Source organism: Blautia hansenii DSM 20583 (assembly GCF_002222595.2).
GTDB classification, from domain to species: domain Bacteria; phylum Bacillota; class Clostridia; order Lachnospirales; family Lachnospiraceae; genus Blautia; species Blautia hansenii.
In genome coordinates this window covers 1,590,015-1,605,983 of the sequence record NZ_CP022413.2, presented here as the reverse complement: position 1 = coordinate 1,605,983, position 15,969 = coordinate 1,590,015, and the positions used below count along the sequence as shown (strand labels likewise).

Genomic DNA, 15,969 nt, shown 5'->3' with positions numbered 1-15,969 from the left:
TAACCCCCTGGGGTGGATATAGGGGTATACAGTCCACCCCGAAAATTGAAGAATGCCAACTTCAGGAAAAATATTTGAAAAAGAGGCGACAATAAAAGGAGGATATTCATGAGTGAATTCAGATTAACAACAGTAGAAGAATTTGAAGCTGCTACTGCGAGACTTCTGGAAACAGGCGCTAAAGTAGGCGCTGATTCCTGGCAGGCTCGTGTAAAAAATCAGACACCACATTGTAAATTTGGAGAAGAAGGTATTTGCTGCCGTATCTGTACAATGGGTCCATGCCGTATTACAAAGAAGGCACCAAGAGGTATTTGCGGTTGTGACGTACATGGTATTGTAGGTCGTAATTACTTAAAATTTACAGCAGGCGGAGCTGCTACACACTCTGACCATGGCCGTGAAATTTGTCATACTTTATATGAAGCATCAGCAGATGGATGCTATAAAGTAAAAGATCCTGAAAAACTGATTCGCATTGCAAATGAATGGGGAATGGAAACAGAAGGAAAAGATATTTATGAATTGGCACATGAAGTTGCATTAGAAGGTTTAATGGAATATGGTAAACCATTCGGAACTCAGAGATTTTTAAAGAGAGCTCCTGAATCACAGCAGAAGCTGTGGGAAGAAAATGAATTAGCACCTCATGCTATTGACAGAGAAGTTTCCCGTTCTCTTCACATGGCTCACATGGGATGTTCTTCTAAGCCGGAAGCTTTAGTAAAACAGTCTATTAGAGCTGGTTTAAGTGATGGTTGGGGCGGCTCCATGATGGGTACAGAATTCTCCGATATCTTATTTGGTACTCCAAAGCCAATTGAAACAGAAGCAAACTTAGGTGTTATGGTAGAGGAAAACGTAAATATCGTTGTACACGGTCATGACCCAAGTCTTTCTGAGATGATTTGTGAGGTTGCTGACAGCCCAGAAATGATTGCTTATGCAAAAGAACAGGGCGCAAAAGGTATTACAATTTCCGGTGTATGCTGTACATCTAATGAAGTTGCAATGCGCCGTGGTATTCCGATGGCTGGTAACTTCTTACAGCAGGAAAACGTTGTATTAACAGGTGCTTGTGAAGCAATCGTTGTAGACGTACAGTGTATTTTCCCAGCATTAGGACCTTTAAGCAAATGTTTCCATACAAAATTCATCACAACATCTCCAATTGCTCAGATGCCTGATTCTGAATTTGTTCGTTTTGATGCTCATACAGCATTAGAAAAAGCAACACAGATTGTTAAAATGGCGATTGAAAACTTCAAAAACAGAAAACCTGAATTAGTTCATATCCCACAGATGAAACAGAAAGCAACTGTAGGTTATTCTACAGAAGCAATCGTTAAAGTTCTGGATGGTGTTACAAACTCACAGGTTGATGAAACAGGTACAACAAAACCATTATTACAGTGTATTACATCTGGTGTACTTCGTGGTGCAGTTGCTATGGTTGGATGTAATAATCCAAAAGTTCGTCCTGACCTTGCTCATATCGAATTAATGAAAAAATTAGTTGCAAATGATATCATCATTATTGCTTCCGGATGTTCTGCTCAGGCTGCTGCAAAAGCAGGTCTTATGGACAAGAGAGCAAAAGATATCTGCGGTGATGGTCTGAAGAGAGTTTGTGAGCTGGCTGATATTCCTCCAGTACTTCACATGGGCTCTTGTGTTGATATCTCCCGTATGCTGGTTCTGGCTGCAACCCTTGCAAAAGATTCCGGACTTCGTATTTCACAGCTTCCAGTTGTTGGATGTGCTCCAGAATGGATGTCAGAAAAAGCAGTATCTATCGGTAACTATGTAATTGGTTCCGGACTTGATACATACCTGGGTGTTGATCCTTATGCTTCAGGTTCCAGTGAAATGCTTGAAATCCTTACAAATGGTACAAGAGAATGGTGTGAAGCAGCATTTACTGTAGAAAAAGACATCGACAAATTGGGCGATTTAATGATTGAAAGAATTGAAGAAAAGAGAGCTGCTCTTGGTATCTAATCTTTAAACAGGAAAGGTGAATGACATGAAAATTGCAGTTACAGGAAAAGGCGGCGTAGGAAAAACTACGTTTGCAGCAACCCTTGCACGTTTATATGCAGAAGAAGGAAAACATGTGCTGGCGGCAGATGTAGACCCTGATGCAAACTTGGGATTAGCCCTTGGCTTTGATGAGGAAACTCTGGATTCTATTATCCCCATCACAAAAATGAGAAAGTTAATAGAAGAAAGAACAGGTTCAGGAGAGGATAATCAGTTTTATAAACTAAATCCGCAGGTAAGTGATATTCCTGATACATATTCCAAAATGGTAAATGGTGTAAGGCTGTTGGTTTTAGGTACTGTAGAAACCGGCGGAGGCGGCTGTGTTTGTCCTGAACATGTAATGCTCAGAAGGATTATCAATAATTTGGTGCTTCATCGTGACGATGTAGTTATTCTGGATATGGAAGCAGGATTAGAACATCTTGGCAGAGGGACTACAGAGTCAATGGATCAGTTTATTGTAGTAATTGAACCAGGTGCAAGAAGTGTTCAGACATATAAGAATGTAAAACGTCTTGCAGAAGATCTTGGTGTTAAACAGGTTCGTGTTGTTGCCAATAAGGTTCGAAATGCAGAGGATGAGGAATTTGTAAGAAGTAAAATTCCGGCTGAAGACCTTCTGGGTTTCATTCACTATAACACAGAAGTTATCGATGCTGATCGTCAAGGAAAATCACCTTTTGACTTCAGCAATACAGTAAAAGAAGAAATCACAAAAATCAAGACCATAATCGATAAGGGATTATGAGAATGTTAGGAGGAAAAGACATTGACATTATTTGAAACAGTATTTAGTGGAAATGACGCTGTCTATGGTTTAACAGAAGGTGCAATTAACGCTGCCATTGAACAGCATGGTGCTGACAAAGCTGTCAGCTTCCCAAATACAGCATACAGCTTACCTTGCTATTATGCTGTAACAGGCGTAAAGGTAAATACCTTAGGCGAATTAAAAGAAGCATTAGGAGTTGTAAAAACTCTTATGACAAGAGAAATGAGAACACATGACATCTTTATGTCAGGTGTAGCTACAGCTCTTTGTGCAGAATTTATCGAAGTATTAAAATATATTGATGGTGCAACACCTTATGAAGAACCATGCTATGGACATTTAGCAGATGCTGTTATCCGTGAACTTGGTGTTCCTCTTGTTACAGGAGATATCCCAGGTGTTGCTGTTATCTTAGGAAAAGCTCCTACAACAGAAGATGCAGTTGCATTAGTTAAGAGCTATCAGGCACAGGGTATTCTTGTTACTTTAGTAGGTGATGTGATTGACCAGTTGACAGAAGCTGGCATGAAGACAGGTGCAAATGTACGTGTTATTCCATTAGGTAAAGACGTTACATCTGTAATCCATGTTGTATCTGTTGCTTTAAGAGCTGCTTTAATTTTCGGTAACATTACACCAGGTGATGCTGGAAACTTAATGAAATATACAATGGAACGTGTTCCTGCATTTGTTAATGCGTTTGCACCATTAAATGATGTAATCGTTGCATGTGGAGCTGGCGCTATTGCTCTTGGTTTCCCTGTTATCACAAATCAGGAAGGTGTATCTGAAGTTCCTAAGAGCTTAATTGTTCAGACAGATGTAAGCAAATTTAATGCAACATCTCTGGAAGCTCGCGATATCAAGATTAAAATTACAAACATTGATATTCCGGTTGCATTCGCATCTGCATTTGAAGGTGAAATCATCCGTCGTGGTGATATGCAGGTTGAATTCGATGGTTCTCGTGTAGACTGTGCAGAGCTTGTACAGACAGTAGACGCTTCTGAAATCGAAGACCACAAGATTACAGTAGTTGGTCCTGAAGCAGACGAAATGGAATTAGGAAGCAAAAACAACATTGCTTACGTTGTTAAAGTTGCTGGTAAAAACATGCAGTCTGATTTTGAACCGGTTATCGAACGTAAATTCCATAACTACATTAACTGTATCGAAGGTGTATACCACACAGGACAGCGTGATATGCAGCGTATTCGTATCAGCAAAGATGCATTTAATGCAGGATTCCGTATTAAACATATCGGTGAAGTATTATATGCTTCTGTTAAAAATGAATTTGATGCAGTTGTTGATAAGTGTGAAGTTGTTATTTACACAGATCCTGCTGAATGTACAAGAATTCGTCATGAAGTTGCAATTCCAACATTCGACAAACGTGATGACCGTCTGAAATCTCTGACAGATGAATCTGTTGATGTTTACTACAGCTGTATTCTTTGTCAGGCATTCTCTCCATCTCACGTATGTGTTGTTACACCAGAACGTCTGGGACTTTGTGGAGCGGTTTCATGGTTAGATGCAAAAGCTACAAATGAACTTGATCCAAACGGACCTTGCCAGGTGATTACAAAAGAAAGACCAATCGATGAAAGAATTGGTGAATACGAAGACGTAAATGAAGCTGTACAGAAATTCTCTCAGGGTGCTCTGCAGGATGTATCTCTGTACTCTATCATGGAAAAACCAATGACATCTTGTGGATGTTTTGAATGTATCTGTGGTATTGAACCATTCTCTAATGGTGTTGTTATTACAAACCGTGAATATGCAGGTATGACACCACTTGGAATGACATTCCCAGAACTGGCTTCTATGACAGGTGGTGGTGTTCAGACACCTGGATTTATGGGACATGGTAAACATTTTATTGGTTCTAAGAAATTCATGAAAGCAGAAGGCGGTATTGAACGTATCGTATGGATGCCAAAAGAATTAAAAGAAACTGTTGCTGAAAGAGTAAATCAGACAGCAAAAGAACTGTACGGAATTGACAACTTCATCGATATGGTTGGTGATGAAACAATCGCAACAGACCCTGAAGAATTAGTTGCATTCTTAACAGAGAAAAACCATCCGGCCCTTTCTATGGATCCGATGATGTAAAAAGAAGGTGGAGTTTTCTCCACTTATGCGAAATGGGAGACACTTTCCGAAAATGCGGGAAGTCTCCCGTTTCATACTTTTACGGAAAATTGACGAAAAAAGTCAAGTATGAAAAAAGGATATAAGACAGGAAAAAGGAGTTTTTTGGAAAGTTTTTCATGAAACTGCAAGGGGAAACTTGTCAATATAGCCCGTAATGTAGTATAATACAGAGTGGTAAATACTGATTGCCATAAAGTGTTTGCCGGTTATAAAAAATATGAAGGAGGCTAACTGAAATGCCGTTTAATCAGAAACCACAGAAATTCAATGCAAACATTAACACAGTTGAAATTGGCTGCGGGGACAAAGCAATCAAATTAGGAGGAGAAAATACTTTTCCTTTCTATACTTTTGACGCACCCATGGAAAATGCACCAAAAGTAGGTGTGGAAATTTCAGATATGGGGCTTGCTAATGTTCCAGGTATCCAGGAATACTATGCAGGTGCAACAACTATGGCTGAAATCGCTAAAAAAGCTGAAGCTGTAGAAGGTGCTGATTTCGTTTGCTTACGTTTGGAAGGCGGAGATCCAAATGGAGCTGACAAATCTGTTGATGAATTAATCGCTATCGTAAAAGAAGTTGGAGATGCTGTTACTTGCCCATTAGTTGTAGAAGGATGTAAAAACGTTGAAAAAGACGCTGAATTACTTCCTAAAGTAGCTGAAGTTTTACAGGGTAAAAACGCATTAGTTCTTTCTGCAAGAGAAGAAAACTACAAAGCTGTTGGTGCAGCAGCAGGTCTTGCTTACAATCAGAAAGTTGGAGCTGAGTCTGCAGTAGATATCAACCTTGCAAAACAGTTAAACGTTGTAATGACACAGTTAGGTGTAAAAGCACAGGATATTGTTATGAACGTTGGTTCAGCAGCAGTAGGATATGGTTTTGAATATGTAGTTTCTACTATGGATCGTATTAAAGGTGCTGCATTATCTCAGAACGATAATATGTTACAGATGCCAATCATCACAACAGTTGCTGATGAATCCTGGAGTGTAAAAGAAGCTATGGCTTCTGAAGAAGATATGCCAGAATGGGGTTCTCTTGAAGAAAGAGGTATCAGCATGGAAGTGCAGACAGCAGCTGCTGTTTTAGCATCTGGTTCTGACGCTGTTATTCTGAAACATCCTCAGTCCGTTGCAACTATTTCAAAAATGATTAAAGAATTAATGTAATCGTAAAACAGGAGGATTAAAACAAATGGGATTAACAGGTATTCAAATCTTTAAAATGACACCAAAGAAAAACTGTAAAGAGTGCGGTTGCCCTACATGTATGGCTTTCGCTATGAAAGTTGCACAGGGCGCTTTGGAAATTTCAAAATGTCCACATATGTCTGATGAAGCTTTAGCTGAATTATCTGAAGCTACTGCTCCGCCAATGAAAACAATCAAAGTCGGTGCGGGCGACAATGAATATACATTAGGCGGCGAAACAGTTTTATTCAGACATGAAAAAACATTCGTAAGCAAAACAAGATATGCAGTAGCTCTTTGCACATGTATGGATGATGCAGCAGTAGATGCAAAGCTTGCTGAACTTCAGAAAGTTGATTACGAACGTATCGGCGAAAGAATGTACGTTGAAGCAATTTACGTAAACTATGAAGAAGGTTCAGACAAAGACCGTTATGTAGAAATGGTTAAAAAAGCAACTGCAACAGGAAGAACTCTGGTTCTTGGATGTACAGATGTTGAAGTTGCAAAAGCAGCATTAGAAGTTTGCAAAGATGGTAAACCGGTATTAAATGGTGCAACAGCAGCAAACTACGAAGCAATGAACGAAGTTGCAACAGCAGCAGGCGTTGTTTTAGGTGTTGCAGGCGCTGACTTAAATGAAATTTACGATACAGTTGCTGCATTAGAAAAAGCAGGAAACAAAAACTTGGTTATCGATGCAACAGGTGCAACTGTAAAAGAAGCTTATGGAAACGCTGTTCAAATTCGTCGTGCAGCATTAAAAGATCAGGATAGAACATTTGGATATCCTACAATTGTAAACTTAGCAAAGGTTGCTCATGGTGACAGACACTTACAGCAGGCTCTGGCTTCCTTATTCACAGTTAAATACGGTTCTATCGTAGTTATGGAAACTCTGGATTATGCAGAAGCATTACCATTGTTCGGTTTAAGACAGAACGTATTTACAGATCCACAGAAGCCAATGAAAGTAGAACCGGGTGTATATCCGTTAAACGGAGCTGATGAAAACTCTATCTGCCTGACAACCGTAGACTTTGCTCTTACATATTTTGTTGTATCCGGTGAATTAGAGCGTTCCGGCGTTCCATGTAACCTGATTATCTCCGATGCAGGCGGACTTTCCGTATTAACTGCATGGGCTGCAGGTAAATTATCTTCCACATCTGTTGCTAAATACATTCAGGAAAATGTAGAAGATAAAGTAAAATCCAGAAAACTGGTTATTCCGGGAAAAGTAGCTGTATTAAAAGGCGATATCGAAGCAAAACTTCCAGGATGGGAAATCATTGTGGGACCAATGGAAGCAGTACAGTTAGTAAAATTCCTGAAGGATTTAACTGCTTAATGTTTGTAAAACAGTAATGGCAGGCTGTTTTTAGGGAAGCGGTCCGCTTCGGCGGACCAAAGCTTCTCAAATCTTTTTTCATTTCTGTAAATTTCCCCATTCTTACATTGAAGCGAATGGAGAATTATAGAATAAATAGATTGAAAATAATAATTTTAAAATTATATATAAAGTAAAAGGAGAAGTATTATGGCTAAATTTGTTACAATTGGTGAAAGAATTCACTGTATTTCCCCAGTAATCCGTAAAGCTATGGCTGAACGTGATCCAGAACCAATTTTAAAACGTGCGAAAGAACAGTTAGACGCAGGTGCAACATACCTGGACGTTAACATCGGACCTGCTGAAAATGACGGTGAAGATTTAATGAAATGGGCTGTTCAGTTATTACAGTCTAATTTCGACAATGTACCTTTAGCATTAGATACAGCAAATAAAAAAGCAATCGAAGCTGGTATTTCTGTATACAACAGAAGCAAAGGTAAACCAATCGTTAACTCCGCAGATGCAGGCGGAAGAATTGAAAACATCGACTTAGCAGCTGCAAACGATGCAATTGTTATCGCTCTTTGTTCAGCAGAAGGTATTGCAGCAGACAATGATGAACGTATGATGCACTGCCAGAACATGCTGGAAAGAGGTATGATGCTTGGTATGGAACCAACAGATTTATGGTTCGACCCATTATTCCTTGTTGTTAAAGGTATGCAGGACAAACAGATGGAAGTATTAGAAGCAATCAAAATGTTCAGCGAAATGGGATTAAACTCAACAGGTGGTCTGTCCAATAACTCCAACGGTATGCCAAAACATATCCGTCCAATTATGGACTCCGCTTTAGTTGCTATGTGCATGATGCAGGGCTTAACATCTGCAATCGTAAATCCATGTGATTTAAGACTTATGGAAACAATCAAATCTTGTGATGTATTCAAAAACAATACATTATACGCAGATTCTTATCTGGAACTGTAAGAAAAAGACTTATTGAATAAGATACAAGTACAGGCTGTTGCAAATGATTTGCAACAGCCTGTGTAAAAAAACAGAGAAAGGCAGAATTCGTATGTTTAAAGTGACTTTTAAATTCGGTAGCGGCGAGGATGTCACGACCTTTGCCCAGGAAGGTGAAAACCTGTTAGAAGTAGCACGTGTAACCAATGTGGCGATTGATGCTCCATGTGGCGGAAATGCGTCCTGCGGAAAGTGCAAGGTGAAATTAGTAGAGGGAGAATTACATTCTCCAAAGACACGTCATATTTCTGATGAAGAATATGATGAGGGCTGGCGACTGGCATGTGTAAGTAAAATTACGGGTGATGTTGCGGTGGAAGTACCCGATATTGCATCTGCTTATCGCAGTCGAATGAAAGTTGCAGATTTAAGTTCTAAAAAAGAAATTGCCATTTTTGAAAAGGCAAAAAATGATTTAGAAGAAGCAGGACTGACACTGAAAAACAGCATGGGTATTTTAGATGTTTCTATGGAAGTTCCTTCTTTAGATGATACCATGCCAGATAACGAGCGATTCGTAAGAGCAATTAAAAAAACAACAGGAGCTTCAAAAGTTAGACTGCCATTTCAGGTGCTTACAAAGATAGCAAGAGTATTCAGAGAAAGCAATTTTGAAGTTCGTTGTGTAATTCGTACTTCTGATGAGGGAGATATTTTTGTATATGATGTATATCCAAAGTCAGAAAGTGTAGTAATCGGTGGTCTTGCTATTGATATTGGAACAACTACAGTATCAGCATTATTGATTAATATGCTCACAGGTGAAATTATCGGTAAGGCTTCTGCCGGAAACGGACAAATTCGATATGGTGCAGATGTTATTAACCGTATTATTGAGTCCATGAAACCGGGTGGAAGTGAGAAGCTGCAAAAAGCAGTGATTGATGAGACAATTAATCCATTAATTCAACAGATGTGCAGGGCGAACGGATTTAAGCCAGAGCATATTTATAGAATGTCAATTGCTGCAAATACAACTATGAATCATCTTATGGCGGGAATGGAAGGAGATCCTATTCGTATGGAGCCATATATTCCTACCTATTATAAGACAAACTCTCTGTTTGCATCTGATATTGGAATTGCTATTAATAGAGACGCACATATTATTATAGCACCTAATATTGGAAGTTATGTAGGAGGAGATATTACTGCCGGAGCCCTTGTCAGTATGCTTTGGAATCGTCCGGAATTCTCTCTCTTTATTGATTTAGGTACAAACGGCGAATTAGTATTTGGAAATTCTGATTTTATGATGAGTTGTGCATGTTCCGCAGGCCCGGCTTTTGAAGGCGGAGATATTAGTTGCGGTATGCGTGCAACAGATGGAGCTATTGAGTCATGTACCATTGACAAAGATACTATGGAGCCTTCTTATCATGTGATTGGTGAAGAAGGTGAAAAACCAATTGGTTTATGTGGTTCAGGAATTATTGATGTAATTGCTGAATTATTCAGAACAGGTATTATTAATCCAAAAGGAAAATTCGTGCGCGAAGGAAAGCGTGTACGTCATGATGAATACGGAATGGGCAGTTATGTTCTTGCTTTTGAAGAAGAAGCAGGTTCTGTGAGAGATGTAGAGATTAATGAAGTTGATATCGATAACTTTATTCGAGCAAAGGGAGCAATCTTTTCTGCAATCCGTACTATGCTTGCCTCTCTTGATTTTGATGTTGAAATGATTGATGATGTATATGTTGCAGGTGGTATCGGAAGCGGTATTAATATGCAGAATGCAGTGAGAATAGGTATGTTACCAGATATTCCTATAGAGAAGTTCCACTATATTGGAAATTCTTCTTTATCCGGTGCTTATACTATGTTGCTTTCAACAGAGGCAGAAAGAAAATGTTATGAATTAGCATCAAATATGACATATTTAGAGTTGTCTACAGTTCCTACCTATATGGATGAATTTGTAGCATGCTGTTTTATTCCTCATACAGACACATCTTTATTTCCGTCTAGTATGCAGGACGAATAAAAACAAATATTATCCGAGGTGAAGATATGAATTTTGACTACGCAAAAGACAGTAAAGAGCAGCGTCCCTATGAACATTATTTAGCAGCTTATAAAGATATGGATCCGAACGAAATCAGTGAAAGAACGGGAATTTCTTATGACGAGGAAAGCCGGAAATTTACCGTATGTTTTATGGGAAGCACTTATCTTGTTTCATTCCCGGATTATGAAATCTCTCATGTGGAGGATGAGATTGGGGTTTATCCTTTAGAAGAAGCTATGAATGCGAAAATATTTATTATTCGGTATTTGGCAGAACGCTTTGCAGCTCCTTTTTCAGGAAAATTTCTGACTTATCATGATGTTCCGTGGGGCGAAGTTTATTTTCGTCAGTTTCAGGGCAGATGCTTAATGCGCTTTGCTTTTTCCTATGGGAATAAACTGGAGCATTTTCAGAAGGTTATGGAGCATTTAGGAGCAGAAAAATCTACCGAAGGCGACTGTTCTTATAAATTAGAATTTATGAATAATTTATTTATAAAGTTTATCCTTTGGGAAGGTGACGATGAATTTCCTCCTTCTTCACAGATTTTATTTTCAGATAACTTTGCGGTGAGCTTTGCTGCGGAAGATTTGGCAGTGGCAGGTGATATTGCAATCAACATGATGAAAGCGGTAGAAAGAAAGTTATTTTAAAATAAAAAGAGAAAACAGAAAATAAATTTCTAAAGTTTGAAATTGGACATATAAATGATAATGAAAATAATGTGGCATAGCCATTTTATTCTTTAAATTTTATTAACTTTAAGGAGGTTTTTGGAATGGGATTCAAATCAGATATTGAAATCGCACAGGAGTGCACAATGGAACCGATTACAAAAATTGCAGAAAAGGCAGGTATTGATGATAAATATCTGGAGCAGTACGGAAAGTACAAAGCAAAAATTGACTACAATTTATTAAAAGAGTCCGATGCGCCAAACGGAAAATTAATTCTCGTTACAGCAATCAATCCGACACCGGCAGGAGAAGGAAAAACAACAACAACGGTTGGTCTTGCAGACGGTATGCAGAGACTTGGTAAAAATGTTATGGTTGCTCTGCGTGAGCCTTCACTGGGACCTGTTTTCGGTGTAAAAGGCGGTGCAGCAGGCGGCGGATACGCACAGGTTGTTCCAATGGAAGATATCAACCTGCACTTTACCGGTGACTTCCATGCAATCGGTGCAGCAAATAACCTTCTGGCAGCTATGCTGGATAACCACATTTATCAGGGAAACGAATTAAACATCGACCCAAGAAAGATTACATGGAGAAGATGTGTGGATATGAACGACCGTCAGCTTCGTTTTGTTCTTGACGGTATGGGCGGAAAGACAAACGGTATGCCAAGAGAAGACGGTTATGATATTACCGTAGCTTCCGAAATCATGGCAGTTCTGTGTCTTGCAAAAGACATCACAGACTTAAAAGAAAGACTGGGACGTATTATCGTTGGATATACTTATGGAAAAGTTTCTGAACAGAAACCGGTAACAGCTCATGATTTACATGCAGAAGGCGCTATGTGTGCACTGTTAAAGGATGCTTTAAAACCAAACTTAGTACAGACCTTAGAGCATGTACCTGCAATCGTACACGGCGGACCATTCGCAAACATCGCTCACGGATGTAACTCTGTAATCGCAACAAAGATGGCTATGAAGTTAGGGGATTACGCAATCACAGAAGCAGGCTTCGGCGCTGACTTAGGTGCAGAGAAATTCTTAGACATTAAATGTCGTATGGCCGGTCTGACTCCAAGCGCAGTTGTAATCGTAGCAACCGTTCGTGCATTAAAATACAACGGCGGAGTAGCAAAAGCAGACTTAAATAACGAAAACTTAGAAGCTCTGGAAAAAGGACTTCCAAACCTGTTAAAACATGTAAGCAACATTAAAAATGTATATAAACTTCCATGTGTTGTAGCAATCAACGCATTCCCAACCGATACAAAGGCAGAGCTTGACTTAGTAGAAAGCAAATGTAGAGAGCTGGGCGTAAACGTTGCACTGTCTGAAGTATGGGCAAAAGGCGGCGAAGGCGGAATTGCACTGGCGAAAGAAGTTATCCGTCTGGTAGAAGAACCAAACGATTTCACATTCTCCTATGACTTAGAGGGAAGTATTGAAGATAAGCTGAACCAGATTGTACAGAAAATCTACGGTGGTAAGAGAGTCGTTCTGACTGCAAACGCACAGAAACAGGCTGCACAGTTAGAAGCGATGGGATATGGAAACTGCCCAATCTGTGTTGCTAAGACACAGTACAGTCTGACAGATGACCAGACAAAACTGGGAGCACCGACCGATTTTGAAGTAACAGTAAGAAATCTGAAGATTTCCGCAGGTGCAGGATTTATCGTAGCATTGACAGGAGAAATCATGACAATGCCAGGACTTCCAAAAGTACCGGCTGCTGAGAAGATTGACGTGGACGAAAGAGGAAAAATTACCGGTCTATTCTAAGAATAGATACGGAGTTTTAAGGAGGATACAACAATGGGATTTTCAACAGTACCATGTAATGAATTTGTAGAAGTATTAGCATCAAAGGCTCCTGTACCGGGCGGCGGCGGCGCATCTGCATTAGTAGGTGCAATTGGAACTGCTTTAGGAAATATGGTTGGAAGTCTGACCGTAGGGAAAAAGAAATATGCCGAAGTAGAAGATGAAATGTGGGAGTTAAAGAAAAAATGCGATGAACTCCAGAAAGATTTTCTTCGTCTGATTGAAAGAGATGCGGAAGTATTTGAACCTCTTTCAAAAGCTTATGGTATGCCAAGAAGTACAGAAGAAGAAAAAGCAGAAAAAGCAAGAGTTATGGAAATCGTATTAAAAGACGCTTGTTCCGTTCCAATGGAAATTATGGAAAAATGTTGTGAAGCGATTGAAGTAATCGTTGAATTTGCTGCAAAAGGTTCTACATTAGCAATCAGTGATGCAGGTGTAGGCGCTGCATTCTGTAAAGCTGCATTAAAAGGTGCAAGTCTGAATGTATATATTAATACAAAATCTATGGCAGACAGAGCTTATGCAGAAGAATTAAATCAGAAAGCAGATGCTATGCTGGAAAAATATACAAAAATTGCAGATGAAACATTTGAAAGCGTATTATCCAGATTAAAATAAGAAAATCAGAAAAAGAAATTGGAGGAAGCTAGAAAATGGCTAAAAGATTACTTGGTAAAGAAGTAACAGCAGCGTTAAATGAAAGAATTAAAGCAGATGTTGCAGAATTGGAAGCAAAAGGAGTAAAACCTACATTAGGTATTATTCGTGTGGGTGAAAATGAAAGCGATATTTCCTATGAAAGAGGAGCTACAAAACGTTGCGAAACTCTAGGAGTTGCTTGCGAGAAGATTTTACTTCCTGCTGATGTAACACAGGAAGAATTATTAGCAACAATCGATAAAGTAAACAAAGATGACAACATCCATGGAGTATTATTATTCCGTCCACTTCCAAAACACTTAGATCAGTCCGTAATTGAGAATGCTTTGGATCCTGCAAAAGACGTTGACTGTATGACAGATGGTTCTATGTCAGGTGTATTTACTGGAAAGAACGTAGGTTTCCCACCATGTACACCACAGGCATGTATGGAAATTCTGGATCACTATGGAATTGACTGCACAGGTAAAAAGGCAGTTGTAGTTGGAAGAAGCTTAGTAGTTGGAAAACCTGCTGCTATGATGCTTATTAAGAAAAATGCAACAGTTACTGTATGTCATACAAGAACTGTTGATATGCCTTCTGTTGTAAAAGAAGCTGATATCGTTATTGTAGCTGCCGGTCGTGCAGGTGTGGTAGACGATACATATTTGAGAGAAGGTCAGGTTGTTATTGATGTAGGTATCAATGTAAACGAAGAAGGCAAGCTTTGTGGTGACGTTGATTTTGAAAAAGCAGAACCAATTGTAGAAGCAATCACACCTGTTCCGGGCGGAGTAGGAAGCGTTACAACCTCTGTTTTAGTAGGTCATGTAGTAGAAGCGGCTAAGAGAAAATTCGCTTAGTGAAATTTTTTAAGGGAGTTATCACCTGATGTATATTTCAGGTGATAACTCCTTTTTAATACAACAAACAAAAGGTGTTTCCGCAATGGAAACACCTTTTGTTTTAGAAATTACAAGCTGGGCGGCGTATCCAGCATCTCAGGTACTCTTACGAGTGTGTCGGGAGCCTTTCCGACCTTTGTAATTTAATTTATTGTGTCCATATTATAGAGGAAATTATACTATTTGTCAAATTTTTTTAAGCGGACATTTGCGATACCATGTTTTAATTTTCCATTAGTAATAGTGTGCAGAGTGGAAACATATAAATAATTTTCTTTCATATCAAGTTTTATTCCGATTTGAATATTATCATGAAACCTTTTGACAAGTTCAAAACTGTCTCCAATCTCATTAGGATTTACTCCGATATAATCCGGAGATGAAATGATAGATGAGATAAATTTGAGATAGGGAAGACATTCCGGATGTCTTTTTTTTATATGCTTTTCTGGACCACAGGATTGATATATAACGTCTTGATTAAAATGTATAGGTAGATAGTTGTGAAATTCTTTATTATAAGATGCAACAGGAAATATTTTGCCGTTCGTGATTTATATCACCTCTTGTCTGTATGTGCGAATAAAAATATTCTATGGAAATTCTGTCATATTCTTCCGAAACCAAAGGGGCATAAGGTTTCTTTGGCATCTTGCGTTTTTTCTTTCTTTAATGGCAACAGAATGAAAAAATGTTTTCCAAAGCTCAGAATACAAGTCTGTGTCCTGTCTTGAATTTTCCAGAAAAGAGAGTTCTTCTTTGGTAAGAGGACTTAAAAAGGATTTTTGCTCCAAAGGATGGATTAAAGCAATCATGTGATTTTTATCAATAATCATCCAGTTTTCCGAAGGCATACGGTCTTCAAAATGAGGAGCAAGCAGAGTAAGTACGTTGCATTTTGGTTCAATAACAGAAAGAAGTATATTTTCATTAAGTCTGGAAAATCGTACAAATTCACGAAATTGATGGGCTTCATTTGTTACCTTTCTTTTTAACTCAAACAGGGCGGCAACAGCCGGATTTCCAAGCATTTGGATGACTTGTTTTTGATAGAGAAATCCGACAATTAAGAAACGATAAATAATATCCAGTTTATTACTTTCATAAGAAAGAGATGCGGTATAGACATCATAAAAAGCCTGCGGACATATTTTATTTTGAATAGAGCGGATGACTTTTTTTACTTTTTCTTTATCTGCATCAATATGGCGGTATTCACAAAATAATTCGAAATTTCCAATAGGCTCTGTCTGAAGGCGAATATTAGAATGACCTAAACGGGCAGCCCAGGCATCGTAGATGCAGGTCATCATATCATCAAAGGTATCACAGCATGTAAAAACAATCATATCAATTT

The 15,969-nt window shown here is 38.8% G+C and carries 13 protein-coding genes; 11 read left to right on the top strand and 2 right to left on the bottom strand.

Annotation, left to right across the window (positions count from 1 at the left end; translation table 11 throughout):
* Nucleotides 1–108 precede the first annotated feature (108 nt).
* The 11 genes from cooS to CGC63_RS07945 all read left to right on the top strand — a co-directional run bounded on the left by cooS (nt 109) and on the right by CGC63_RS07945 (nt 14,570).
* A complete protein-coding gene (cooS, locus tag CGC63_RS07995) occupies nt 109–2,001 on the top strand; it encodes an anaerobic carbon-monoxide dehydrogenase catalytic subunit (protein ID WP_003021398.1) in 1,893 nt (630 codons plus the stop codon).
* Nucleotides 2,002–2,026: 25 nt separating this feature from the next.
* Nucleotides 2,027–2,794: an ATP-binding protein gene (locus CGC63_RS07990; RefSeq protein ID WP_003021401.1), complete on the top strand. Its 768-nt coding sequence runs from the start codon at nt 2,027–2,029 to the stop codon at nt 2,792–2,794.
* Between the two features lie 21 nt (nt 2,795–2,815).
* A complete protein-coding gene (gene acsB / locus CGC63_RS07985; protein ID WP_003021404.1) occupies nt 2,816–4,942 on the top strand; it encodes an acetyl-CoA decarbonylase/synthase complex subunit alpha/beta in 2,127 nt (708 codons plus the stop codon).
* 278 nt (nt 4,943–5,220) lie between these two features.
* On the top strand, nt 5,221–6,159 hold the full coding sequence (acsD, locus tag CGC63_RS07980) for an acetyl-CoA decarbonylase/synthase complex subunit delta (protein ID WP_003021408.1): 939 nt from the start codon (nt 5,221–5,223) through the stop codon (nt 6,157–6,159).
* 25 nt (nt 6,160–6,184) lie between these two features.
* A complete protein-coding gene (acsC, locus tag CGC63_RS07975; RefSeq protein WP_003021413.1) occupies nt 6,185–7,531 on the top strand; it encodes an acetyl-CoA decarbonylase/synthase complex subunit gamma in 1,347 nt (448 codons plus the stop codon).
* Between the two features lie 189 nt (nt 7,532–7,720).
* Nucleotides 7,721–8,506, top strand: coding sequence for a carbon monoxide dehydrogenase/acetyl-CoA synthase methytransferase subunit (gene acsE / locus CGC63_RS07970; RefSeq protein ID WP_003021416.1), 786 nt, complete (start codon nt 7,721–7,723; stop codon nt 8,504–8,506).
* A 91-nt stretch (nt 8,507–8,597) separates the two neighbouring features.
* Nucleotides 8,598–10,532 (top strand): corrinoid activation/regeneration protein AcsV, encoded by a 1,935-nt coding sequence (gene acsV / locus CGC63_RS07965; RefSeq protein WP_039924855.1) that lies wholly within the window; start codon nt 8,598–8,600, stop codon nt 10,530–10,532.
* A 26-nt stretch (nt 10,533–10,558) separates the two neighbouring features.
* Nucleotides 10,559–11,209 carry a DUF3786 domain-containing protein gene (locus CGC63_RS07960; RefSeq protein ID WP_003021425.1) on the top strand — a complete coding sequence of 217 codons (651 nt, stop codon included), beginning with the start codon at nt 10,559–10,561 and terminating at the stop codon, nt 11,207–11,209.
* A 125-nt stretch (nt 11,210–11,334) separates the two neighbouring features.
* On the top strand, nt 11,335–13,020 hold the full coding sequence (locus CGC63_RS07955; RefSeq protein WP_089438679.1) for a formate--tetrahydrofolate ligase: 1,686 nt from the start codon (nt 11,335–11,337) through the stop codon (nt 13,018–13,020).
* A 33-nt stretch (nt 13,021–13,053) separates the two neighbouring features.
* Nucleotides 13,054–13,683 (top strand): cyclodeaminase/cyclohydrolase family protein, encoded by a 630-nt coding sequence (locus CGC63_RS07950; RefSeq protein WP_003021438.1) that lies wholly within the window; start codon nt 13,054–13,056, stop codon nt 13,681–13,683.
* 35 nt (nt 13,684–13,718) lie between these two features.
* Nucleotides 13,719–14,570, top strand: coding sequence for a bifunctional 5,10-methylenetetrahydrofolate dehydrogenase/5,10-methenyltetrahydrofolate cyclohydrolase (locus tag CGC63_RS07945; RefSeq protein WP_003021444.1), 852 nt, complete (start codon nt 13,719–13,721; stop codon nt 14,568–14,570).
* 221 nt (nt 14,571–14,791) lie between these two features.
* Here CGC63_RS07945 and CGC63_RS16060 read toward each other — a convergent pair whose 3' ends face one another.
* Both CGC63_RS16060 and CGC63_RS07940 read right to left on the bottom strand, forming a co-directional pair.
* Nucleotides 14,792–15,151, bottom strand: coding sequence for a PBECR3 domain-containing polyvalent protein (locus CGC63_RS16060; protein WP_412693780.1), 360 nt, complete (start codon nt 15,149–15,151; stop codon nt 14,792–14,794).
* Nucleotides 15,152–15,205: 54 nt separating this feature from the next.
* Nucleotides 15,206–15,961 carry a TIGR03915 family putative DNA repair protein gene (locus tag CGC63_RS07940; protein ID WP_022239182.1) on the bottom strand — a complete coding sequence of 252 codons (756 nt, stop codon included), beginning with the start codon at nt 15,959–15,961 and terminating at the stop codon, nt 15,206–15,208.
* Nucleotides 15,962–15,969 lie beyond the last annotated feature (8 nt).